The sequence below is a fragment of the Candidatus Proelusimicrobium volucris genome, assembly GCF_959605025.1.
Classification (GTDB): Bacteria; Elusimicrobiota; Elusimicrobia; order Elusimicrobiales; family Elusimicrobiaceae; genus Proelusimicrobium; species Proelusimicrobium volucris.
Window position 1 is genome coordinate 17,837 of the sequence record NZ_CAUHCY010000009.1, and the last position, 24,766, is coordinate 42,602.

A 24,766-nucleotide genomic window follows, 5' to 3' on the forward strand; every position below is an offset into this window, starting at 1 on the left:
GGGGATAGGAATATGGCGGTAGTATTAAAAAGCAAAAACGGCGGAATGAAGAAAAGCCCCGTAAGCGCATGGCTGGGCTACGGTGCGGTAGCGGTATTTGGTTTGGCGATAATATCTACGGCTTTTATGGGCGGTGGAAATGCGCCGGATCCGATGGATTCGGCATATAGCTATTCCGACTTTAAAGATTTGGCGGACATGCCTTTTTCCAATGAGGAAGCAGAAGCGCAGTTGTTATCGAGCGTAAGATACGGCGATATAGCCAAGAACGATTTGATAAACGCATTATTTACGGAAGAAGACAAAGCAGAACGCCAAGCTGAAGACGCTGCAAACGGAGTGCCGGAGCCTCCAGACGAGGAATATGCTGAAGCTGCAAAGGCCAAGGAAAACGTAAGAATCGCGAAGGAGCGCTATCAGCGCAGCAGACAGGCGGCCAAGAATGCGGTAGCGCAGAGAACATCAAAAGGCTCTTTAAACGCGTCCAGCGGGGTTAGGGCGACGGGCGGAAGCAGCGGTGTAAGTGCGACTATTTGGCGTGCGGACGATAAAAACAATAAATCTTCCGGTTCATCGGCGAATGTAAATAGCAGGGGCGGCGGCACTTTAAGCAACCAGTTGGCTCAGGAATTAAAGAAAGGCGGACGCGGGGGCGGTTTTATGTCTGCTTATGAAAAGAGCCGCGCAGCAGCTAATGCGCAGGATTTAGAAGCGGCGCATGCGTTGGCGGCGGACGCGTTTCAAAATTCAGGCGATTTGGAAGGCGATTTGAAAGGAGATTTGGAGGATATGGCCGCGGAGATGGATTTGGATAAAGCGCTTGGTGCGATAGATAAGGAAAAAGGTTTGACTAATACCTTAGACGAGAAACTTTCCGAAGCTAAAGACAATGCAGAAAAGAAGAGCAAGAAAGATTATAAATGTGACGGCGCTATGAGAAACGGGAAAATAGATGGCGGCTGTATGGCTAACGAGTTTATGAATGCACTTATGGATATTGGTAAGCAAGCTTTAACATCATTGCTTAACAGAGGTAAGGGCGAATTAACTCCGGAGGAAGCGGCAAACAAAAACTCGCAAATAGAAGCAAATAACCAAGAGATAGAGAACTTGGAGTCTAAAAACGAATTAAGTGCAAGTGAGAAAGCGCGCTTACAGCAATTAAAACAGGATAATGCCTATCTCAAGACTAGTGGCGTATCGGATTTCAGTAAAGATTATATGAAGAGCCGGACAGAGAGATATAATGATGCTCTTCGACGTTATCAAATGGAAGAAATGTCAAAGAAAATGCAAGAGGAAAACAGAAGGTTACAGCAAGAACGTTTTGATAATTGGGTTAAAGAAGATCTGTTGCGAAACAGTAAAAATCTTTGAATATAAACCGTATCTTTACCATTGACAATCTAGGGGTTTATTGGTAGACTTTTAGTAGGCACTTGGTGTGCCAATAAATTAGCTCCGTGTTTGAGGATATTCCGGCGGTAATGGGGTATCGGTCATCAGGGGCCGATTTTATTGCATATCAGATTTGTATTTTAAGAGGATAAAATATGTCGATAATTATTAGGGGCGCCGGCGGCAAGAGAGGCGGAGAAAAGGCACAGATATATACATGGGCTGCGTGTATAATGGTGTTGGTTTTTGCCATTTCTATAGGAGTTGCCGTAAAAGGCGCAAAAAAACAGACGCCATCAGAGGCTGCATATCGCAAACAGGCATTTGATTTAGGCAATATGCCTTTTGACGATGACAGTGCCGAGGCGTATTTGTTGGCATCCAATAAATATGACGATATAGCGCGAAAAGATTATATAAACGGCTTATTTACTAAGAAACAGAAAGAGGAGCGGCAAGCCGATGACGCTTTGAACGGAGTACCGGTCGCTCCAGATGACGAATATAAAGCGGCGCAAGATGAAAAAGAGGCAAAGAAGATAAGAGAGAGTATTGCTGAGAAAAAGAGGAAAGAAGCTAGACCAAAAAATGCACGCCCGATTACTCCTAAAGGCTCTTTAAGTGGTGGTTCGATGGTAAGTGTTTCTGGCGGCGGTGGCGGAATGAGAGGGACGGTTTCCAATGTGGGAAGCAGTTCCGCCAATGTCCAATCTGGCTCGAAGATGACCCAAGCGCAAGCCGCTTTAATAAATCAAGTAAAAGGCGGAAAGGCATTGGGCTTCCAGCATGCGGTGATGGCAAGTGCTCAAGCTGCTAACAGCAGAGATTTAGAGTCGGCGGCAGGCGGCTCGGTGGATGCTTTTCAAAAAGGGACAATGGATGTTGGCAAAGACTTTTTAGAAAGCGATTTGGAAAAAGATTCTGGCGCTTTAAACGTTGATGAAGAAGATTTAAGAGATAAGCTGGAACGTGCTGGCAACAGTGGAGAGCTAGAAGGGTTGGACTCTAAATTAGAAGATTTAAAAAAAGAGAAAGAGGAAGAAGAAGCAGAGACTTGTGAGCAAAATCCTCTCCAAGGTGCGTGTCTTATAAACTGGGGTATGGATTTGGCTAAAATGGCATTGGGTGCATGGTTAGGCGGAATATTTTAACTTTAAATAGCATAATAGGAGTTTGGTGTATGAAAAATATATTAAACAGAATAGGAGCGGTGTCAAAACCCGTAATATTCGGTGCGGCTTTGGGCGTTGCCACCGTTGCGGTTGGTATAGGAGTAGCTACCAACTTGATGAGTGACGGGCCTAAAGGCGTATCCGGGCGCGTATTGGGGCAATACAGTGCGGATACTGCTTCGGTGGGCTCAGGCGGCGGATATGGAGCTTTTTCCAAAGAAGCATTGGAACAGCAAATGGCTGCAGCTCAGGCCGCGCGTGAAGGCGGAACTGCGTTAGATTATTTGGGAGCAGCCGGCAGAAATAAATTTGCTTATGGTGACAATGCAAGCTCTTATGGAAGCGGAGTAGTGGATCCTATGGCTATGAACAATGCCGCTTATGAAGGCGGGGAGAACCTAGCCTCAGTTGGTGGTATGCCATCTGACATAGGTGCGGCAATGAATCAATTCAATGCTACTGCGGCGGCCGTAAGTGCTAAAGCTGGCCAAGGCGAAGGTGCAGCTGGGGAAGAGGGCGGAACGGAAAAAGGTGCTTTAGAAAAAGCGGAAGCGTCTGCTACCCAGCTTAACAAACTTAACAGAAGCAATATGTTTGGCGGAAGTTCAGCTTCCGGTGTTTCTTCAGGCGGCGGCGCTCGCAATATGGGCGGTATTATGGGGGCTATGTCTTCCGATAAAGCTGCTCAGCAAGCTGTTCCTTCTGTAAATATGGGCAATATTCCGGAAAGTAATATAAGCGGCATTGCAAGCGCAAAACACGGGCGTCTTGGCGCCATGGGTGGCAGCAATTCAAGAGGCGGAACAAGCGGTAATGGCGGCAGCGGACAGGCTTACTTTACCAGCACAATGGGAGAGTTGGTTTCCGCGCAGAAATATTCGGCTTTGGGAAAAGGCACGGTATATAGTGATGCGGAAAAAGGCTTTGTAGAAGCATCAGCGGCTTTTGACGGCAGCGGAGACGTTGAGGAGGGTACGCAAATAACCGGCAGTACTCCTATGATAGAAAAAGCAGCTGCTTTGGATAGAGAAGCTAGTACTATTAACAAGAACGGAAAGGGTACGACTGTCGGAGGTATTGATAATTTTACGCAGGCTAGTGATAAATATCGTGACGCTGTCTCTAAGATATGGACTACAATTATTACAATGATAGGTATGACTATCGGCGGTATTATAGCAGTTATGGCAGCGCATAAGGCTACGGCATGGCTAGGGGGCGTTGGCGGCTATATAGTTGCAGCTATTATGACCGCAGTGATTATTGGATTCGGAATGGGAATGATGGGCCTGTATGTAAATAGAATAAACAATTTGGGATATGGCTTATCTGCGGGTCCTTGGAACCATATGAGATATTGGTTGCCGATAGCTTTCGGGGCATTGCCATGGTTGGGCCTGTTGACTTCTACGGGTACTAAGATGTCAGCTTTCTTGGGAACTTTGGGCGGAAAATTAATGGCAGGCGTAGGAGCAATGGCTCTTTTAAAAGGAGCTTCAGGATATTTAGGTTTTTAAATATTATGTAAGAATACAGTAACAGGTGTTTATGTATAATAAAAAAGATTATTTAACCATATTGGCGGCATTTGTTGGCAGCTGGATACTGACATCGATTGTAAGCGGATATATAGATGTTAGAACTAAAAAGGAAATTGAAACCATAAAAGCCAACTATGAAGCGGAGCTAAAGGAACAAGGCCTGTTGCCTAAAGAGGAGCCCCGTCGTATTAAGACAGAGATATATATTCCGGTAGACAGGACGGGGCAGGCTAATAGGGCAGACAGTACGGCAATGTTCTTAAAGTCGGCGCAAGATACTTTCGGCTATAAGGAAGAGGATCGACTTGAAACGGTTGATTACGGATCCCAAGTTGATGAGTATCAGCAGAGAGTTAATGCTATTAAGAGGGCTGAAGCTCAGAAATTGCAGCAACAGAGGGCACAGCAAGAGTCGTTAAACAGAAAGATTAACAGGCCTTCTCAGCCCAGAAGCGGAGTTTCAGGCGGGCAGAGCGGAAGTACGAGGGTCAACAAATTGAGGACTTCCAGCCTATAATGTTCTCAAGGCGATAAAATCTAGACGCCGCGATAAAGAAAAGGGAAAAGGGTAATGGTATGAAAAACAAAAACATAGTTAGAGACAGAAACAAAAAGACTCCTTTTTATAAGAATAAGAGGGGCATATTGGCGGTAATTTTACTGCTGTTACTGTTCTTTCTTACGGCTATAACTATGCCTATGTCGGAAATACCTTTGCTTGGACGTATGGGAATAATGTTTGGGCTTACCGACGAATCCATGCGGGCTTTGACATTATCTGATTTCGCGGCGTATACTTTTGGTATAGAGGGCGGAGGAAGGCTGGCTTCCGTCCGGAACGGACAATATTCCGTTTACGAAAGCAGCGGTGGGCTTTCTCCTTTTACTTTGCAAAGCTCCAACCGTCTTTTAGATGCGCAAGAAGCGTATAGAAAGGAATTTGAGAAAATGGGCCGTTACAGTGCGATAGCGGGATCGGCTTCTGGTTTAAATTTGGAGGATCCGGAAGGGATCGCGTATCAGATGGGAATGAATGCTGTAAGCCCGTATATAGATGGGACAACGAACGCCGCAGCGGCGGACGAATACGGCCAGCCATTTGTGAAGCCTTTTGATGAAATGGCTTTAGATCAGGCATATGCTGCAAGTTCTAGCGGTAAAAGAGATGCGAAGGGCAATATCATTTTATCAGGCAGCGATAAAACAAAAATTTTAAAGCCGTCTAATTTGGGGGATATAAAATCTGCCAGAAGTGATGAGAACAGCATGTATTTCCAATCTTTAGATAGCCAAGCCAAGAAACTGCACGGCGGTCGTTTGGGAGCCTTTGGCGGTATAAACGCAATGACAAGCAGAATAAGAACCAGTATTTCTTCGGGACGGCAAATGGGAGCTTTTGGTCATTCCGGCAGAGAGATGGGCCGTGTATATTATTTGAGTGCCACCGCAAAAGGGCAGAAATATAACGATGTCGCAAAAAATGTTGTAGAGGCGGCCTGGGATGGCGGCGAGGTTGAGGAAGAGGATTTACTGGCCGTAGGTGAGGAAACGGAAAAAGCTGTTGACTCTTTGGAGCCTCCTTCAACGATAATAGATAAGGCGACGAAAGCCCGCGGAGCATGCGCTGCGGCGCGCGCCGCTTTTGATCAGGCTTTAAACGATACGGGCAAGGCATACAGAAATTTGGAAGCAAAACTGATACAGGCAGGTAAAGATTCTGGCTCCAACACAGGTGTTCCGGGATCATGCAGCGCAAATTGGCCGAAAGGCTCTGCGAAATCAAAAGCTAAGCGTCAGGAATGGAATGCCTATATAGACGCGATGAAGACTACGTGTAATGAATTGCGCAATATCGGCGGTGATTATGCCGGTCAATGCGGGCTTAATTATGAGACTACTGTATCTTGCAGCAAACTTGACGAAGCAAAAGCCAAAGGTAAGACTTGGGGCGGCAATGTTTGGACTTTGCTGACAAAGTTTAAGAAGTGTAAAAATAATTCTATAGACAATAATGGCAACAGTTTGAAAATAGATAAAGTCAACACGATACTTACCGATGTCCGCAAAGGCGCGGGTTTAGACGGTACGGTAGCGGATAATTTCTTTTAATTAGCAGGGGTAAATAGGTTTTTATATACATTACAAACGGGTTGACAGGGGTATAAAATTGTAGTGTAATGGTGGGAAGAAGGCAGGACCAGATTTGCAGTTGCAGTAAATAATAAATGTAAAGAGGAGGCACTATGCCAAATAAGGATAGCTTTACGTTTAGCGATAAGTTAAAGAAGAGTAAATCTCTTCCATTATCCAAACGTATTCCCTCCCGTGTAGGAGGAGACGGCAAAGCCAAGCGGACTCTAATTCAAAGAGCCCAACGGGATTTGCCATTTATAATAGTGGCTGCCGCAGCCTTATTGCTGCTGCCATTATTAAGCCGCAACAGCGGCACTGACGCGACCGGGTTTGAAGGTTCGGGCTATGACGATTTTGTAGGCGAATCCCTGTATGACTATCCGTCTTCGGGTGACGGCGAGATCGTTCCCAGCACGGGCTATAGAGATCCAATGGACTATATTATAACCAATCGCAGCGGAATGGATACCCCCAGCTTAAGCGATAGCTATGATTCCGAGGACACATCTTCTTACATATCGCATGCGCAGTCATCTTATGAGGAAGAGAAGCCTCAAAGGGAGATATATAAGAATGTAGCCAAGCCGTCTATCCGTAATGCCGTTCAGCGCAAAGCTACGGCCATAGGTGCTTTTAGAAACCGCGCGATGAGTTTTGGCAACAGCAGTTCAGGATTAACTCGCAACTTGGCGATTGGCGGGGCTCCTACGACTACGGGTACAGCGGCAGCTAGAGTTGGCGTAAGGCCTGTAGCTTTGCAGCCGCTTAGCTCGGCAGGCAAAGGCAGAGTACTTACCGGGGAAGGTTTATATGCTGAGGCGGCTCGTTCCTTAGGAGCTTTAAACCAAGGTTCAGCCAAGCAGGCATTGTTTGAAGCTCAGCTTCGCGATGTAGACGGTGCTCCGTTAGGTGCGGCCGGAGATCCGAGGAGAGCTGCTGCTAGGATAGGTTCTCAAGGCGGTGTTCCCGATCATAAATTCGGTTACACCAATGAGCGTCCTTGGTGGTGGGATATGATGAAAGAGCGTTCCCAAAAGATGTGGGAGCTTTGGAACTACAACTGGCAGAAGGCTTTGTCCGATTCGTTGATAAAAGTATCTACGAACTTGGCGATGTGTCTGTTGACTGGTTCCGAAGACGGTTCGGTAAAGAACTTTTTGGGTATAAAAGGCGGTTCTAAAGATGTTTGCTGTTTGGTAGACGGTATGGAACTTTGCGCGGGCGACATTGGCGATTATACGTCCTCTACAAGCGGCTCAGGCGACAGTAAAGAAACGACGAATAATTCTTTCTCGTCTATACAGTCTTTCTGCGATTCCCACGGAGCTAAGACGTATGTTTCCGAATCTGGAGCCAAAAACGCTTTACAGGCGAGGCTTGAATGTATGGGCTTGAAAGCCGGCAAGTTGGCTTGGGCTTCCGGTACGCAATATTCCGGTTCTTGCGAAGGCGTAAACAAGACTCCTATGGTATACAAAGCGAAAGCGACTCGCAAAGCAGACGGTAAGGTGCGCTCCGGCAAACAGGAGAAGATTGTAGTATACGTAAAAGCTAAACCCAGAGATTCTAAAGTTGATACCGGCAAAAGCAACAATGAGTTTGTTATAGCTTTGGAGAAAACGAATGACTTCTCTTTGAGTGCAGATGAACTTAAAGCTATTAATACAAACTGCGAAATTACCAGAGTAGGTTCTTTCGTTTCCAAGAATACGAAGAGAAGAATCGGCAAGAAAGTCGGCCAGTATAATGACCTTAACGAAGACAGCGATTCCGCTGAAGTTAAGAAAGCCAGCGAGGTGGAAGCAAGAATAGCCGATATTGATAAAGAGTTGGACAATTTGCCTTCGCCGGAGGAAAGAACCTCGGCCCAAAAAGAAAGATATGAAAAACTTGTTGCCGAGAGAAAGGACTTAAAGAGCGGCAGATATATATTCGATGATAAAGGCACTGCCGCGGGAGATGAAGAATCCGAAGGAGAAGATATAGCCTTCTCGGATTATATAAGAGGAAAAGTAAACGCGCAGTACAACTATTGTACCGGCAAGAATGCCAAACCGGCTCAATTCATTGATGAAGACGACATCATGAAAGACATCAAGGCTAAGACGGAGATCAAAGAAGTCTGCCCTATATGGTATTCCGAAGGACAGATTAATAATCAACAGACGAACAGCATATCGTGCGTATCGGAGGACCCTGTAGAGATTAATGCTTTGGCGGAATCATCTTTCTCGGTAGATGTCGTCAACCCGAAAGACAATATATTCGCCATATTTGTTGAATACGTACAAACCGGTGCTGTAAAAGACGGTAAATTGGGCGCGATAGTAAAGGAAAAGAAAAATGCCGGCGGAATGGTAAAGACTACAATTAGCGATACTGTAAAAGACGGTAAAAAGGAAACGGTAGTAAGATATACTGTCCCAGGGTTTAGGCCCGGTAAATCTTTATCCGGCTCCACCGAAGAGGCTACCGGCAAATCCAGGCCCGGCAACGGTAAAGTGTTCTGGTTGATGACCAATAAGGAAACCCCGCTGGTCGAAATAGGACATGTATTCGAAGGCAAGAGCCTTGACGATATTACGGCGGAAGATCTTATCGGTCCTACCGCGGGATATAAACAGGCGCAGTGTTTCTATAAATGGGGTTGCAACGGCGACGAATGTCCGCCTGAGCCGGTTACCGGTACTTTCTGTAAAGAAGACGGCAAGCTCTATAAAGCGGTACAAGTTGAAGGTTATTTCTTCAGAGCTACCGACAAGAGCCAAGACGTCAGAGGCGAAGATCTTAGGAATTATGCCAAGAGTGATGCGGAATGTGGAGAAGATACCAATAAGTTTATTTCCAAACAGCCGCAGTGCGCTAGATTGTGCAAACATACGGATACAGATACTTATGGCGTATCTCCGGATCGTAAAGATCTGAACTTGAAGAAAGAAGTCTTGCAGAATGTGGCAAATGACGTGTTGACCGACTGCGAAGAATGCTACCCTAAGGACGAAGGCGAACAAAGAGAAGTAGAAAAACCTGGCGAATGTGTGTTTAATGTCTCTTCGACCTTCTGTACTTATCAGTTTACGAGATTCGGTTCTGGTAACAGCGCCAGTTGTAAAGATATGGATTCCGACGGAGTTGCTAAGGTTCAATCTCAGACCGAAGATTTACTCAAATGCTTAAAAGGAAAGGAGATGAAAGTCGGTCTCTACGGATGGACTTCCGCCTCCGGAGGAGAGAAGAACAAGGGATTGTCTCAAGCCAGAGCGCTAAAAGTGGCAAAGATTGTATACGAATATATACAGCGGAAAGATCCCAACTTGTATATTGAGTTCGCATTCCCTTCGGACTTTACGGGTGTTCCCGGGTTCAACAGAAATAATAAAGACGGATATACTTCCGAGGCTGACTATATAGCTAACGTGAAACAGAATTATCCTGTTGATACCGGCGAAAATCCTCATAAAGCGAAAATAGAGGAGATCCAGGATACATATCTTTCCAAGACGGATGCTACCGACGCGGCCAGAACTGCCTTGAACAATTATAGCAGCAATACGGTAAACGGTGCGGCTATACTTAGAAAACTTGACAACAATGAAATAGCTACGATTGAGGCTGAGATCCGCGATCTGGAAACTAAATTTGATGGTGCGGCATTTGACGAACAACTAACAATTAAACGCCAGATTAATGAGAAAAACAGCCTCTTGGATGCAACAAGGGCTAAGGTAAAATTAACGCCTGAAGAGGAGGCTTTGCCGGAATATCAAGCTTATAGGCAAGCCAAACAGGAAGAGCTTGATTATAAGAATAACGAATTGGCGGAAGCACGCAGATTATCAAGAAGATTGGTAATTTACGTAAGCGGACAAGGTGCTTCTGCTGGTTCTAAAGCTGATGAACATTGGGCTAAATGTATTGCGGGTAAAGTGATAAACGATAACGACTATACACCTCAACCTTGCAGACAATAGTGTTAAGTAAAAATCTTAAAATCCCCCGGTTTAAACCGGGGGATTTTTATTTATTTATTCTCAGTTTAATAATCCTGTCGTTTTAACTGGTTTAAATTAAAGCGGTATAATGCGCTTTTATAGTTACAAAACTCTTTTTAGGGAACTTATTTCACGTGGATAGAATTAAAACGGATAAATAAAATCTTTCCCAAAGTTTTACTTTCTGTTTTAAATAAATAGGGGTTATAATTACAATCTTGCTAAATGATATAATTTATCTATGTTTAAGGCGCGTGTGTATAAGGTATATATACTGCTTTTTGTTCTGGCTTTTGCTGTGGGGCATCTCAACGCCGCATTGCCTAAATTCTTGGGCGGCAGCGGCATCGGCATAAGCGGCAATAAGGCCAATTTGGAGGGCAAATATCCCACTTTTTGGGATAATTTGATGGTAAATCAATCCTATACCAATATGTATCAAGGCATAAGGGAATTGAGCGTATCAAAGTATAAAGAGGCCTCCCAATCTTTTGCAAAGGCGGTAATAAAAAATCCAGATGACCCTTACCCACATATATTTTTGGGGGCTGCGCTTTATTGGCAGGGGCAGGTTGATCAGGCGATGTCGGAATATCGCGCGGCTTTAAAACTAGACCCGGAAAACGCGCACGCGCACCAGCTTATGGGCATAGCTTATGCTTGGAAAGGCGACATAAATTCAGCCTTGGAAAGTTTCAAAAAAACCGTCGAGATTGATCCCGACCGCCCCGACAGCCAAATGAATTTGGGCTCAACTTACGCCGCCTTGGGCAATTACGACGAAGCACTGTTCCATTTCCGCAACGCCGTACGCTTGGATAAAAACCACCCTTTGTACCACTATCAGCTTGGCTCGCTCTACGAGGTTATGGGGCGGGATAATTTGGCTGAGGACTCTTTTAAAAAAGCTTTGCGCCTTTACCCGAATTATGAAGAAGCCATGCTTGCTTTGGCGGTGCTTAGCGAGAAACAGGGTTCCTCTACCAAGGCCGAATTAAATTACAGAAAAGCGCTTAAAATTAAACCGGGCGACAGCGTGGCGCGTTTCCGTCTGGCCAATTTATTGGCGCGCGAAAACAGAAAAGACGAAGCGGTGGAATTTATCAGCCGCGCGTTTTTAATATCGCCGCTTTCCGATGAGGGCCTTGCTCTTTCGCTTTCCTATTCAGGCGGCAAGGAAAACGAATCGGAGCCTTCGGCCTCGGCGGGCGATTCAAACGGGGGGCCAAATGCAGACTCTTTAAAATCTGATGGCGGGGAGCAATCTCTTGAGGATAGTTCCAAATCCAATTTGCCCAATACCGCTCCCGATCTAAAAATGCCGCCGCCCGACAAACAGCTCGATAGCTTCAAAAAACGGCTTGAACGCATACCCGCTGACAAACCGCTTAATATAGATTTGGAAATTCAGCTTGAGCCTAAACTAAAACCCTCGGATTTATTTGACGCGCCCCCTGAGGAAGGCGGCGTGCCGATAGCTCAGCCATCAATGCTGCAAGCCTCTTGGGAGGCTGCCGAGAAGCAGGCTCTGACGCGTTCGTTCAGCCGTTCCTTCGCGCTTAGACCTTCGACCGAGGAAGAACGCAAAGAGTATATAGAAAGGATTTTTAACGGCCTTAACGACGTATTAAACAACGCTTCCAAAGAGTATGACGTAAAAATGTCTATACGCGGCGGCGCGGCGGTAAACGACAGCTCCACGCTGAGAAATCAATCCAAATCAAATTCAAAAGCGGCGTATAATCCGTATATGGTGGGTAATGATATGGGGCTTTGGGTCGCGGGCAAAGGCTGGGTTAAATACGTCAAAGAAGTAGGGCAGGAGGTTTCCGCCAGATTAAGCGGAGGCGACGGGCGCGATTATATGATAGCAGGCCTTTCCGCTTTAACTTTGGGTGAAGGCAAAGAAGCCTTGCTCTCTTTTACTCAAGCCTATGACACCGCTGAAAAAGAGGGGAATAAAACCCTTATGGAAATGGCACTTTTGGGAAGAGGAACGGCCTATATAATACTCGGCGGGGAAGATGAAGCTCTTAAAGAGTATGAAGCCGTCTTAAAACTTAACCCCGAAAATAAAATAGCTTTGGAAAATAAAAATATATTGTTGAGCGAAAAATAATTATGCGTAAATACGGACAGCACTTTTTGGTAAATAAAGGAATAATAGATAAAATAGCCGATACGGTTATAGACAATATGGAAGGCTCTTTGACGGAAATAGGCCCCGGCAAAGGGGCGATAACGCAGGCTCTGCTTGAGCGCGGCGTCAATGATTTTACTTTGGTGGAAATAGACCCGGAAATGGTAACCTACCTAAAGGAGAATTTGCCCTCTTACGCGCAAGTGTGTATAAAAAACAATGATTTTTTAAAGGACGATCTTTCCTGGCTGCCTGATGGCCCCGTCACTTTTGTCAGCAATTTGCCGTATATAGACGCGGCCGATATTCTGCTTAAAGTATTGGCTTTGCCCAATTTTCAGGCGGCCGTTTTTATGTTCCAGCGCGAGCAGGCCCAACGCTTAAGCGCGAAAGTCGAAAGCAAGCATTACGGCCCTTTGTCGGTGATATTTCAGGCTTCAGCCTCGTGCAGGAGCGTTTGCAGGGTGAGCCCCGGCAGTTTTAATCCTCCTCCGAAAGTCGACAGCGAAGTGCTTCTGATAAAACCCGAAGGCCAAATAACTTTCAAGAACCAAAAGCATAAGGAAGATTTTACGGTTTTGGTAAAAGCAGTGTTTGCCTACCGAAGAAAAACCGTCCTCAACGCTTTGTGCGAAGTATATAAAAAAGACAAAGAGCTTTTGGCTAAAACCTTGCAGAAAGCGGGTGTAAAAATATCGGCCCGCGCAGAGGAACTTACCCCGCGCAAATATGCCGATTTGGCCTCCGCGCTTGACGGTATCATCTTTTAGATTTTTTAAGTTCTTTATAGATGAAATCCAGAGTCAGGCAGAGTTTCTCAAACTGCCCGATTCCTTTTGTATCTACGAAGGGGAAGCACCCTATCCTTAAAGAATTCTCTTTTATTGAGGAATATTTTTCTATCCCGTCAATCAGGTTGGTTTTTTTTGTCTGCGCCAGCGCGCGGTTGATTTGTTCGTCTTTGATGTCCTTATCGGTAATTTCAAGCGTAAGAGTTGTGTAAGAACGATATTTCGCGTCTTTTATAAGCGGCTCAAGCCAGGTGCTTTTTTTGACATAGTTTAAAATGGCGGCGGCATGCGCTTTGGATAGCTTTTGCATATTCTTTATTCCGCCGAGCTTCAGCATAAATTCGCACGCTTGGGCTATGGCCCATATCGTAGTATTGCAAGGAGTATTGAAAGGCTGATATGCTTGCGCTTTTTTTACGGCGTGCGCGAGATTTAAGAAATACGGGATATTGCCGTCGTTTTCTTTGGATAAAGCCTTTTCCGCGGCCTTGGGGCTTAGGAATATTACGCAGGTGCCGCCCGGCGCGCCGAAGGCTTTTTGCGCGCCGAACAACATTATGTCAAAGCATTTGGGCAGAACTCTTGCGCCCGCGCAGGAAGTGGCGTCCCAAGCGATAAGGGTATTTTTGCCTTTATCTTTATAAATTGATTCCAGCAAAGAATCGGGCAGTGCTATGCCGTTTGAAGTTTCGTTCGGGGTAAGCAGAAGCAAAGAAGCTTTAGTATCAAGACGCTTTGCCGAGGACGGATTTTTATAATCAAAATCCACGAATTCTTTTTTTACTTTTGGTGGAAGGCTGCGGCATATTTTCTCGTTCCACAGTGTGGAAAAAGCTCCGAAGCTAAGCCCTGATATATGTCCGTCGTTTAAAGTCCAAACGACGGCATCCATCGCCGCCGTAGCGCCGCCTGGGAAAAATACGACCAAATAATCCTGCGGCAAATTAAATAATTTCCTTAGGTTTACGGCTGTTTTTTTGTAAAGGTTTTCCGTTATGAATGGGGTGCGGTGCCTTCTTTCGAACATAGTCTCGCTTAGAGGCGTTTCGCGCACGGCTTCAAGCCCTTGCGCGGGCCCCGCCGCGAAAGTGGAGGAAGGCAAAATCCTTTTGGGTATCTTCATATTAAGAATTCATTGATTTGAGTTTAAATTCCAATATGCGTTCATTCATATTGAAGGGCGATATTTCGTTAAGGCCCAGGTTTTCCACCGCTTCGTTTATTACGTCTTTCATCGGCATGCCGAGCGTTATTTTGCCCTTCTTGTTTAAATAGAACTTGGCCGTATCGAGCATAAGATCTTTGGGGACAAGCCCTATAATCTCGCTGCCAGTAACTTTTACGCCTCGCTTTTTGGCTTCCGCCACGCAGGTTTCGTAGACGACATACAGCGGGGTTCTTTTATAGTCTTCCAAATTCATTGATACTTGGCATTTGCCGTATTCTTCTATATACCACCCTATCGCTTTTACGGCTTTTAGTATCCCCATACCGCTGTGATTTTTGCCGCTTTCCCTGATAACTGCGGCGATCTCTTTAGCTATATTGACGTCTTTTGTGTCAAGATTGACATTATAGGCTATAAGGCAGTTCCTGGCGCCGATGCATATCGCGCCGGATTTCTTTACTACTGCGTCGTAGGTGTCGGTGCCGAAGTCGGGCGGCGTATTTTGCAGTTTTATGGCCAAGTGTTCGTATTCGCCGCTGCGGATATAGGCCAGATCTTTCCTGGCCAAACTGCTTGCGGCGTATCCGTATAAATATACCGGTATGCCCAACTCCCCGCCGACTTGCGCGCCGAGTTCCTGCGCTATTACCACGCAGTCTTGGATATCGGCTTTGGCTATCGGTATGAAAGGGCAGACGTCCACGCAGCCCATACGCATATGCTTGCCGTGGTGGTTGGACATATCAATAAGTTCATAGCTTTTCTTTATGCAGGCAAAGGCGGCTTTTTTAACTTCCTCGGGCGCTCCCGCGAAAGTTATTACCGTACGGTTAACGTCATATCCGCTTTCGGCGCCCAAAAGCTGTATGTTGGCGCTTTTCTTTACCGTATCTATTATCGCTTTGATTATTTTTTTGTCCCGTCCCTCGGATATGTTGGGGACGCATGCTATCGTTGACATCTTTATACCTCTTTAAATATCTTAATCCATAAATTATATATAATTTGGAGTTTTTGCAGAATAAGGCCCCTCAATCAATAAAAGAGTTATATTTTATTCTTTTACAATCCAAAAACCGCTTTCTCGGCCTCTGGGGTGGCAGGGCGCAAAGACGTTTTGCAATGATTCTGGGTGGTACTTTCTTAAATAGGCGCTGGGGAAAACGGGTTTATAGCCGCCGCCGTTAAGAAGTATTGCCAGGCAGGACTGCTCGTTGAAGGCCCACCAATCCCAATCCTCGTCATGGGGATAGTCGTCGGGCAGAAAAATATCGTGGAAGTGTATATATACTCCTTTAGGCAAAGCGGGCAGTACTTGCAGGAAAATAGTTTCCAGATCGGTGCCGGGCATAAACAAGTGGGAGGCGTCTATAAATAGGATATCGTTTCGCTTCAGATCGCAAAGCAGAGAAAGAGGCACTTTATCCAAAGTACAGTTAAAAAATTTTGAGCATAGTTTCGCCTCGCCGTGCAATTCCTTGGGGTTGACGGAATAAATTAAAGTGGAAAGATTTTCGTCTTTGACGGCCTGCGCCAGAAAGCGGGTGGAAAAACCGGTGCCAACTTCCACTATTTTGGAGGGTTTTAACATACGCGTTAAAACGTAAGCGGCGGCGCCGTCTATGCCGCAGAACCAGTCCTGATTAAAGCGCGGAGCCAAAGGCGTCAGCTTGGAGCTCTTTTTAAAAGTTTGCAGAACATTGTTGTATTTTTCCATTTCCGAGCATAATTTTTTAAACTCTTTAAGATTTGCGTCCAGCAAGCTTTTTATATTTTTTAAAGGGTATAAATCTTTTTTAGAGCAATCGTCGTTTGCGTATGGATAGGGAATATAATAGCCGTATTTTTTGCCCGGCAGACCAAGCCGCTTTAAGACGGTGGAAAACCCTTGAAGGCAGCGTTTTATAAGTTTTGTTTTTTTCATAATAAATCCGTATCGGCACAAAATAATATTATTTATTGTATAATTTAAGTGAGGAGAAAATCCTCTACGTCTCTTTGAGACTTAAAGTTAATTAACAAGGAAGTAAATGTAATGGCAAACGGAAAAGTAAAGTGGTTTAATGATCAAAAAGGTTATGGTTTCATAACCCCTGAAGACGGTTCAAAAGATCTTTTTGTTCACTATCAGGAAATACAAGGCGACGGTTTCAAAACCTTAGCCGAAGGTCAGGAAGTAACCTTTGAAGTCGTAGAATCCGAAAAGGGTCCTAAGGCTGTAAAAGTCTCAAAGAAATAAAACGCTTTTATGACTAAAACCTCAGCAGCCTTCGGTTGCTGAGGTTTTTTTGCGTGATATAAAGTTTAAGATGTAAGGTGTAGTTTGTATGAAAGACATATTAAAAATAGTAAAGAGTGACAAACCCGGTTCCGTAGGACTGTTGCTTAGGATAGCCGTACCTTTGATAATCACGACGTCTTCGGCCAGTATAATGCAGTTTACCGACAGGATGTTTCTTTCGTGGTATTCGGCCGACGCTTTGGCGGCGTGTCTGCCCGCGGGTTTGATTTCTTTTTCCATGGTATCCTTTTTTATGGGTACCTGCGGTTATACCAGCGTATTCGTGGCCAATTATTATGGCCAGCGCCGTTACGCTCGCTTGAGTGTGGCTCTGTGGCAAGGCGTATTGGTGGGTGCTTTTTTTGGTTTGGTTATTGCGGCTTTGGTGCCGCTGGGCCTGTTTTTTATAGATTTGTCTTCTCATGCGCCGGAAGTTAAAGAATTGGAAAAACAATACTTTACTATACTTACGCTCTTTGGCGGATTTACGATAGTGAACAATGCCTTGGCGGGGTTTTTCAGCGGGCAGGGCAAGACGGGCATTACTATGTTGGTCAACTTGGCTGGCAATGTGCTTAATATAGGTTTGTCTTATGCGATGATATTCGGCAAATGGGGCTTTCCTCAGATGGGTATAAAGGGGGCGGCATGGTCCACCGTAATAAGCGGAGCAAGCGTGACTTTAATATTTTTTGCCATTATTTTTAATCCCAAAATAAACAATAAATTTAAACTGGGCAGGCTGTTCGGTTTTAACAAGCAGGCGGCGTGGCGGCTTATCAAGTACGGAATGCCGAACGGATTTGGGTTCTTTATGGATATATTTTCCTGTTCGGTATTTGCGTTTTTTGTGGGGAATATAGATAAAATATCCTTAGCCGCGAGCAATATAGTAATGACTCTTCAGTCCATAGTGTTTATGCCGCTTATGGGCTTGGCGATAGCGACGCAAATACTTATGGGGCAATATGTTGGGCGCAAGCAGCCGGACTTGGGCGTAAAGACGACGCTTACCGCCCTTAAAACTGGTGCTTTTTACGTAATATGCATAACGGCGGGTTTTTATTTCTTTCCGCATTTCTTTACGGGTTTTTTTGAGGGGAATGTCTTGACGGAAGATATGATTCTTATTCAAAAACAGACTGTCCCTCTTTTGCACCTTTTGTGTCTATTTACCTGGGGCGATTTGACTTATCTGTGCTTTGGTGACGCTATAAGGGGTGCCGGCGATACCAAATTTCATATGAAAGCTATGATATGCTGTGCGGCTATGCTGGTTCTGGGCAGTTGGTTTATCGTAGGTGTTATGGGTATGGGTATAGTTGCGGCGTGGAGTTGGATAACGTCTTATGCCTGGCTGACGGGTATAATTATGGGGTGGCGGTTTTTCAGCGGCAGATGGCGCAATATAGACATTACCAAATAAAAATATATTTAATCCAAAAAATAACCCGCCATTTTGGGCGGGTTATTTTATTCCGTAAAAATTATTTTTACCAACGTTTTACTTTTTTTGCTATGTAAGTTGCCAGACAAACTTTAAACAATCCGCCCAACAGGAAGGGGAAAAATCCCAACGCAAAAGCATGTTCTATGAACAGCGAGAGCCAAAGGCTGCCCATGGTAAGGATAAGAAGTTCGCCCGCGGTAAAAGCTAGAAAAGCGGTAAAAACGTTTTTTACTATTTTCGTTTCAAACAAGTATCCTATTAAATAGGCGGCGACGGCAAAACCCAGCAAATAGCCGGCAGTGAACATGCCCACATTAAGAACAGGCAGCCCCATAACGCCGAGTGCTATATAGGTTATTACGGAGAGCGCGCCTTTTTTGCCCAAAGCTGCGCCGACAAGCATACAGGCCAAAGTTTGCAACGTTACCGGTACAGGCGTAAAAGGCAAAAACAAAGCTATTTTTGCTAACAAAGCTATGAATAAAGCACCACCGATAATGGCGGCAATTTCTTTGGAAATTACGTTTTTGATAGTCTTTACGAGTTCCATTTTTTAGTTTCCCTCTTGTTAAATGCTGTTTAGGATATTATATAATAAATATAAATATGAGGACTAGGCGCATTTCAAAATTGATTATTTGCGCGGCGTTGTTGCTTGCCTTATTTCCGTTATGCGGAAATGCGGTTTTGTTTTCAGCGCCGGATAAAGCGTTTACGATAGATTTGCCCTCCGGCTGGAAGACCTCCGCCAAGGAAGGCGCGGTGGTATACGCGCAGCGCGGAAAGGCAAGTTTCAGGATAGACGCGCTTGAAAAATGCGCCGACGTCAAGTGCCTTGAAGACGCGATAAACAAAGATATCGCGGCCACTAAAAAGAAGAAATATAAAATAATCGTCAATACCTATACGGGCGAGACCATAAAAAAGACGGAGTTTTCCACTTCCGATCCATTGCTTTCATTTAATTTTACGGGCAACGGTTCGGAGTTTACGCATGGATATTTCTTGGCCGATTCCAAAGGCTATAAAGTGGATATCAAAGGTTTGCCCTATGTTGAGGCGGATTTGATATTATCCTTTATTTCGCCGGCGCCAAAACCCGTTGAACTGGCCGGCGCCGATACCGCCGCCGAACTTACGGATTTGCAGATTGGCGATATATCGATAGACGAACAACCGATAGTAGATGAGGATATGTCAGCTCTGTTAAACGGAGACTCGCTGGAAGATAGTCCCGAAAATTTAAAGCCCACACCCAAACTTCAAGCGGGCGAGGCGAAGGTCAAATTCAGCCTGAATACCGGCGGCTGGTCGGGGATATTGCTCATAGCTGTAATGATTTACGCTTTGCTTTTGGTGTGTGTTTTTGCGCTTAGGCTGTTTTTCCCGGCAAAAGCCATTCGCGCGCATTCAAATCCCCGTTCGGTCTACCCTATTCGAGGGAAGCGTTTTTACGGTTCGCCCGATTTGTTTTTCAGATTTTACGATAACCAAGGCAATAATTTTATAACTACGGCTCCAAGATGGGGCGGGATATTTACCGGCTTGGGTTTTTTGTGTGCCTTGTTTTTCTTTTTGCTAAGGGTGTTCTTAATCTTTATAATCACGGGCAATTATATGAACTTGCACCCCGTGGTGATAAATACGGCGCTGTCTTTGTGTTCGCTGTTTTCCGTTTTCGGATTATTGATATTCTGTGCGGGGTTGCTGACATCGTTTCTTTTCGGCTCGAAATTTTACTTTTACGGCGATAGCGGCAAGCTGGCTTTCCGCTGTGTACAGCAGGGTGTGCCCTTGCTTAAAGAGGAATATGCGGTTGCCGATACAAGCAATGCCGTCATATTCCGCATCAGCAGGGATCGCTTTCGCCTGAGCAGGAAGTGGACTATATATAACGGGGAAGAAATCATAGCCATTATACAAGAAGCTTCGCTTTGGCGCTCCGTTTTGCGCAAATGTTTCGGGCATTTAAGCGGGCTGCTGCGGGCTGATTATGTTTTGCAAGGGCGGGTAGAGTGTAAAGGAACTATAAAATACGAGAAGAATATTTTTTCCAGGCTGACCTGCGAAATCGACAAACCCGAAGCGATAAACAGCAAGACTTTGATAATAGCCTGTGCCGTAATAGCGATGCGCGACAGGGATAAATGGTATCCTTGGGTAAATTAGAACTTGGGGGCGCTATGAGGTTTGCCATTGTGCTGTTAAGTTTTACCGTTCTGTTTGCTCACGCTTTTGCCGAATGCGAAGGCTGCGGGGAGATATCTTCCGTTTTTGACGAAAGGCCCGCTTTAAAAGACGCGCAGTTTTCCGCCTATGCCAAGTATGTGGGCGGGGAGGATATAGTAAGCATAAATCCCACCATGCGTTTGGCGCCAGCCAGCGTTTTAAAACTTTTCACTACGGCGGCGGCCTTGGACTTGCTTGGGCCGGACTTCACCTTTGAAACCAAAGTATATTACGACGGCGAAATAAAAGGCAAAAAACTTTTGGGCGACGTCTACATAAAAGGAGCGGGTGACCCGACTTTGGGTTCGCCCCGATTGGCTTTTGTGCCGGATTTGCCCGTTTTGATGGAAAGCTGGGTCGGGCAGTTTAAGGAAGCGGGGATAAATAAAATACAAGGCAATATCTATGCCGACAACAGCATTTTCAGCGGGGTTATGCTGCCGTGGAGAACAAGTTATCAGAACATAGGCAATTATTACGCCGCGCCGAGCGACGGATTAAGCGTGAGGGATAACTCCTATGAAATTTATTTCGCGCCAGTATCGGAAGACGGCGCCCCGGCCGAGATACTCAAGACCGAGCCGGAAATGTCCAATTTGAGCTTACAAAGCAGGGTAAAAGGGTCGGCGTCTTTGAGGTCGGAGGATACTTTTGTAAATTTTGTTCCCGCGAGTTCGGAAGCGAGAATATTAGGGGCAATACCGCTTAGCAAAAATCCCGTAAAAATATCCGCCGCAATGCCTAGCCCAGCGGCTTTTATGGCCGATTATTTTAGGCGCTCTTTGGAAAAGAACGATATCCAGGTTAAAGGAACTGCACTGTTAAAAGCGCCCGAAAGTTATGACGACAAAAAATTGCTTATAAGCTATTTTTCGCCTCCGCTTAAAGATATAGTGTCCTATACAAACAAACGCAGTTTTAATTTATACGCCGATACTCTTATAAGGGTTATAAGCGCGTATAAAGAAGGCAGCGGCAGTTCGGGTGAAGGGGTGCGCAAGGTTAAGGAATTTCTTGAAAGTTTGGGCATAGATACGGCTAATTTTGACGTATTTGACGGCAGCGGCTTGGCGCGTGATAATATCGTAGATTGCAAGATAACGGTGGAGATGTTGGAAAAAGTTTTGGACAAGCCTTACGGGGAAGTGTTTTTGAACAGTCTTCCCGTGGCCGGCGATCCCGATGATAACGGCACGATGTCAAGGCGGCTAAGATACAGCACCGCGGCTTTTGAGGCTTTTGTAAAGACGGGCTCTTTGGATAGAGTCCGCGCGGTTGCGGGCTATACCAAGGACCATAACGGCAGGCGCATAGCGTTCTGCTCGATAGTAAACAATTACTCGGGGCGTATGCGCGGAGTGGATGAAGTACATGACGATTTTATCGGCAAGCTTTCGGACATAGGCCTAAACAAGAAGCCGCAGGCGCGCCGCGCGGGCAAATAATGCTATAATAAAATATTAGGGAGGCCGCTGATGAAAAATAAAAAATACGGGCATATCTTGCTTATCGGCAAAAAAGCTTTGGCCTCTTTATTTTCATAAATCCGCAGCTTTTACAGGGCGGTTTTTTTATTTTTGAGGGAGATATTATGCAGAAAGATATAGTAAGCGAAGCTTTAATGAGCAGGATTTTAGACAGAATAGCCAATGAAATACTCGAAAGATATGAAGACACCAAAGACTTGTGCCTTGTCGGCATAAAGACGCGCGGCGTACATATCGCGAAGCGGCTTCAGGACAAGATAGAAAAATTTTCGGGCATAAAACTGCCTTTGGGCGAGCTTGACATAACCCTTTACCGTGACGACTTGACCACCGTAGCTGAAGACCCTCAAATGAAAGCGGCCAATATCGGTTTTGACATTAACGGCAAGAATATTGTTATAGTAGACGACGTTCTTTATACCGGGCGCACCGTCCGCTGCGCGCTGGACGCGATAATGGACTGCGGCCGCCCGCGCAAAGTGGAACTTATGGTCTTGGTTGACAGGGGGCACAGGGAAATACCGGTAATGGCCGATTATGTAGGCAAATACGTGGTGACGGGTGACGACGATATTATACATGTGCATATCAAGGAACATGACGGCGATGACAGAATAGTACACAATATCGGCGGGCAGAAGAAATAAAACGCCGATTTCTCGTTGAATTGAGCCGAGTGATTTAAATCGTATAAAAAAGGAACCGCCCTTTTGGGGGCGGTTTTCTTTATGTTAAAATACTTAACGCACGCGACTTTAAATTGATAGAATATTAATATATGGAAAATAATGCCGAACAAAAATTCAAAAGCGGTTTTGCCGTAATGGCGGGGCTTGCCAATGCCGGAAAATCCACACTGCTTAACCAGTTTGCGGGCGTGGCGCTTTCGCCCGTTACGCACAAGCCGCAGACTACCAGACAAAACATTTTGGCGATATGCGAAGGCGACGATTATCAAATAGTGTTTGTGGATACGCCGGGTTTTTTGCATGCTGAATACAAATTGCAGCAGATAATGCTCAACTCTCTCAATCAGGCGATAAACGAGGACGCCGATTTGGTTATTTTCGTATACGACCCTACGGCGCCGATGGCGCGGCATACCCCGCTTATAAAGAAGCTCAAGGGATTATACTGCCCGCTGTTTCTGGTAGTCAACAAAGTTGATTTGATAAAGGACAAAGACGAGCTGGACAGAATAGTAAAGGCTTTGTCGTGCGAGCTTAAATTTAAGAAAGTTTTCTTGGTGAATGCGAAGAAGGGCGAAGGCGTCAAAGATTTGGAGCGCGCGGTGGTGGACTATATACCGTACGGCCCCGCCTATTTCCCCAAAGGCCAGCTTACCGACCGCTGGGAACGTTTTTATATAGGGGAATTTATAAGAGAGCAGATTTTCCTTCAGTACGGGGAGGAGATACCGTACAGCACTTATGTAGAGGTGGAAAAATTTACCGAGGACTTGGGAGAAAAAAACTATATCAGCGCGGTAATACACGTGGAACGGGAACGCCAAAAGCCTATTATCATAGGCAAAGGCGGCAGCGCGATAGCCAAGCTGAGGGAGGCCGCCCAACGCCGGATAAACGACTTTTTGGGTATGAAATATCGCCTTCAGCTGCACGTAGCCGTTACGCCGAACTGGCGGCAAAGCGTAAAGTATCTTAAGCGGTTTGGGTATATAAATGATTAGCAGAAACAAAATAAAAGCGCTTATCGATTTAATGGACAAGGAGCCTTCTTTGAAGCCGCGCCTTCAGGCTACTTTGGCGCAGTTTATAAGGCAAGACCCGTTAAAATTCAAGAACGTACTCGAGGAAAGCTACGGCGCGAATATACCCGGCTATATCAAGGACATTCTGGTAAACATAAAGCGGGAGGAACGTTCTGCGGCTTTCGGGAACTATTTTAAGGCGGGCAATCCATCGTTGTTGAAAGGTATGCTTCTTATAGCGGGAATAATAAACCCTTATTTGAGCGAGAGGCAAGCCCTGGCCAAATTTGAACTTTTAAAGAGGGATTTGGCCGCCGAAATGGATTGCGGTTTTGACATATTTCATAAGGCGGAGGTATTGTCACAATACTTTTTTGTCCGCGGGAAATACCGCCTTGAGAGTTTAAACTCGGGCGTAAAGGTTTTAAGTCTGCCCGATATAATATCAGACGGCGGGGCGAGCAGTTTCGCGATGGCGGCTTTATATTGCTGCGCGGCGGAATGTTTTGACGTAAAGGCAGATATGTTTGACGCGGGAGGCAAAGTTATGGTAAGGCTGCGCGACAAATACTCCTACGAGCCCGTATATGTAGACGTTTTCGCGGGCGGGCGGTTCGTAGGCGAGGACGAGTGTAATATTTATGCTTCCGCGCACGGATTTTCTTGGAGCGGCGCTCTGATTACCCCGCTCACAAGCAAACAAATTATAAGGCGCTTTTTGGCCAACTTGATATATGTCTATTCCAAGAACGGGGAGGACGGAGCGCTTGCGATTGTACGCAAGAGCCTCAGCTTGGCGGAATAGGGAGATTTTGTGAAAGACATAACTTCCGCAATAGGGCATACGCCTCTTATCAAAATAAACAGGGAATTACCCGCAAACATTTACATAAAAGCGGAGAAGTTTAATCCTTTCTCCAGCATAAAAGACCGGGCTGCCTTGTATATGATAAACTCGGCCTTAAAAGAAGGACTGCTTAAGCCGGGCGGGGCAATAGTGGAGCCTACCAGCGGCAATACTGGCATAGCCTTGGCGGCGCTGGGGCGTTTAAAGGGATTTAGGGTAATTTTGTGTATGCCCGAGAGTATGAGCGAGGAGCGGCGCAAACTGCTTAAGCTGTTGGGGGCGGAGCTTATTCTTACGCCCGCGCGTGACGGAATGGGCGGTTCCATAGCCAAGGCCAAGGAAATTTTAAAAGAAATTCCATTTGCGTATATGCCCGATCAATTTTCCAATAAGGCCAATGCTCTTTCTCATTACGAAACCACCGGG

Annotated in this window: 20 protein-coding genes; 16 read left to right on the forward strand and 4 right to left on the reverse strand. The window is 45.6% G+C overall.

What is annotated here, in order from left to right; all coding sequences use genetic code 11:
* The first annotated feature begins 12 nt into the window (after positions 1-12).
* The 8 genes from ACQY3M_RS07120 (at position 13) to rsmA (ending at position 13,146) form a co-directional block, all read left to right on the forward strand.
* A complete protein-coding gene (locus ACQY3M_RS07120; RefSeq protein WP_428067097.1) occupies positions 13-1,377 on the forward strand; it encodes a hypothetical protein in 1,365 nt (454 codons plus the stop codon).
* A 254-nt stretch (positions 1,378-1,631) separates the two neighbouring features.
* On the forward strand, positions 1,632-2,549 hold the full coding sequence (locus tag ACQY3M_RS07125) for a hypothetical protein (protein WP_428067098.1): 918 nt from the start codon (positions 1,632-1,634) through the stop codon (positions 2,547-2,549).
* A gap of 29 nt (positions 2,550-2,578) precedes the next feature.
* Positions 2,579-4,087: a hypothetical protein gene (locus ACQY3M_RS07130; protein ID WP_428067100.1), complete on the forward strand. Its 1,509-nt coding sequence runs from the start codon at positions 2,579-2,581 to the stop codon at positions 4,085-4,087.
* Between the two features lie 31 nt (positions 4,088-4,118).
* On the forward strand, positions 4,119-4,628 hold the full coding sequence (locus ACQY3M_RS07135) for a hypothetical protein (protein WP_428067102.1): 510 nt from the start codon (positions 4,119-4,121) through the stop codon (positions 4,626-4,628).
* A 59-nt stretch (positions 4,629-4,687) separates the two neighbouring features.
* Complete coding sequence (locus ACQY3M_RS07140; protein ID WP_428067103.1) at positions 4,688-6,220, forward strand: hypothetical protein; 1,533 nt, start codon at positions 4,688-4,690, stop codon at positions 6,218-6,220.
* A 134-nt stretch (positions 6,221-6,354) separates the two neighbouring features.
* Positions 6,355-10,215 (forward strand): hypothetical protein, encoded by a 3,861-nt coding sequence (locus tag ACQY3M_RS07145; protein ID WP_428067104.1) that lies wholly within the window; start codon positions 6,355-6,357, stop codon positions 10,213-10,215.
* 262 nt (positions 10,216-10,477) lie between these two features.
* Positions 10,478-12,355, forward strand: coding sequence for a tetratricopeptide repeat protein (locus ACQY3M_RS07150; RefSeq protein WP_428067106.1), 1,878 nt, complete (start codon positions 10,478-10,480; stop codon positions 12,353-12,355).
* A 2-nt stretch (positions 12,356-12,357) separates the two neighbouring features.
* Positions 12,358-13,146, forward strand: coding sequence for a 16S rRNA (adenine(1518)-N(6)/adenine(1519)-N(6))-dimethyltransferase RsmA (gene rsmA / locus ACQY3M_RS07155; RefSeq protein ID WP_428067107.1), 789 nt, complete (start codon positions 12,358-12,360; stop codon positions 13,144-13,146).
* Here rsmA and ACQY3M_RS07160 read toward each other — a convergent pair.
* The 3 genes from ACQY3M_RS07160 to ACQY3M_RS07170 all read right to left on the reverse strand — a co-directional run bounded on the left by ACQY3M_RS07160 (position 13,136) and on the right by ACQY3M_RS07170 (position 16,259).
* A complete protein-coding gene (locus tag ACQY3M_RS07160) occupies positions 13,136-14,290 on the reverse strand; it encodes an aminotransferase class V-fold PLP-dependent enzyme (protein ID WP_428067109.1) in 1,155 nt (384 codons plus the stop codon). The genes rsmA and ACQY3M_RS07160 overlap by 11 nt on opposite strands.
* A 1-nt stretch (position 14,291) precedes the next feature.
* Positions 14,292-15,296, reverse strand: a complete 1,005-nt coding sequence (gene ftcD, locus ACQY3M_RS07165) for a glutamate formimidoyltransferase (protein WP_428067110.1) — start codon at positions 15,294-15,296, stop codon at positions 14,292-14,294.
* A 93-nt stretch (positions 15,297-15,389) separates the two neighbouring features.
* Positions 15,390-16,259, reverse strand: a complete 870-nt coding sequence (locus tag ACQY3M_RS07170; protein ID WP_428067112.1) for a class I SAM-dependent methyltransferase — start codon at positions 16,257-16,259, stop codon at positions 15,390-15,392.
* A 111-nt stretch (positions 16,260-16,370) separates the two neighbouring features.
* Between ACQY3M_RS07170 and ACQY3M_RS07175 the strand changes: the two genes are divergently transcribed.
* The gene (locus ACQY3M_RS07175; protein WP_428047105.1) at positions 16,371-16,574 is read left to right on the forward strand and encodes a cold-shock protein; all 204 of its coding nucleotides are present in this window, start codon (positions 16,371-16,373) and stop codon (positions 16,572-16,574) included.
* An 88-nt stretch (positions 16,575-16,662) separates the two neighbouring features.
* Positions 16,663-18,042: an MATE family efflux transporter gene (locus ACQY3M_RS07180; protein WP_428067113.1), complete on the forward strand. Its 1,380-nt coding sequence runs from the start codon at positions 16,663-16,665 to the stop codon at positions 18,040-18,042.
* A gap of 67 nt (positions 18,043-18,109) precedes the next feature.
* Here the strand turns inward: ACQY3M_RS07180 and ACQY3M_RS07185 are convergent, their stop codons facing one another.
* Positions 18,110-18,616: a biotin transporter BioY gene (locus ACQY3M_RS07185; protein ID WP_428067114.1), complete on the reverse strand. Its 507-nt coding sequence runs from the start codon at positions 18,614-18,616 to the stop codon at positions 18,110-18,112.
* Between the two features lie 56 nt (positions 18,617-18,672).
* Here ACQY3M_RS07185 and ACQY3M_RS07190 point away from each other — a divergent pair, with 56 nt between their 5' ends.
* The 6 genes from ACQY3M_RS07190 to ACQY3M_RS07215 all read left to right on the forward strand — a co-directional run.
* On the forward strand, positions 18,673-20,235 hold the full coding sequence (locus tag ACQY3M_RS07190) for a hypothetical protein (RefSeq protein WP_428067116.1): 1,563 nt from the start codon (positions 18,673-18,675) through the stop codon (positions 20,233-20,235).
* A gap of 14 nt (positions 20,236-20,249) precedes the next feature.
* Positions 20,250-21,740 (forward strand): D-alanyl-D-alanine carboxypeptidase/D-alanyl-D-alanine endopeptidase, encoded by a 1,491-nt coding sequence (dacB, locus tag ACQY3M_RS07195; protein WP_428067117.1) that lies wholly within the window; start codon positions 20,250-20,252, stop codon positions 21,738-21,740.
* Positions 21,741-21,886: 146 nt separating this feature from the next.
* Entirely contained in the window at positions 21,887-22,429 is a 543-nt protein-coding gene (gene pyrR / locus ACQY3M_RS07200) for a bifunctional pyr operon transcriptional regulator/uracil phosphoribosyltransferase PyrR (RefSeq protein ID WP_428067118.1), read from the forward strand.
* A 131-nt stretch (positions 22,430-22,560) separates the two neighbouring features.
* Entirely contained in the window at positions 22,561-23,472 is a 912-nt protein-coding gene (gene era, locus ACQY3M_RS07205) for a GTPase Era (protein ID WP_428067119.1), read from the forward strand.
* The gene (locus ACQY3M_RS07210) at positions 23,465-24,298 is read left to right on the forward strand and encodes a transglutaminase family protein (RefSeq protein WP_428067121.1); all 834 of its coding nucleotides are present in this window, start codon (positions 23,465-23,467) and stop codon (positions 24,296-24,298) included. The genes era and ACQY3M_RS07210 overlap by 8 nt, the downstream gene beginning before the upstream one ends.
* A gap of 9 nt (positions 24,299-24,307) precedes the next feature.
* A partial coding sequence (locus ACQY3M_RS07215) for a PLP-dependent cysteine synthase family protein (RefSeq protein WP_428067123.1) occupies positions 24,308-24,766 on the forward strand: 459 nt, incomplete at its 3' end.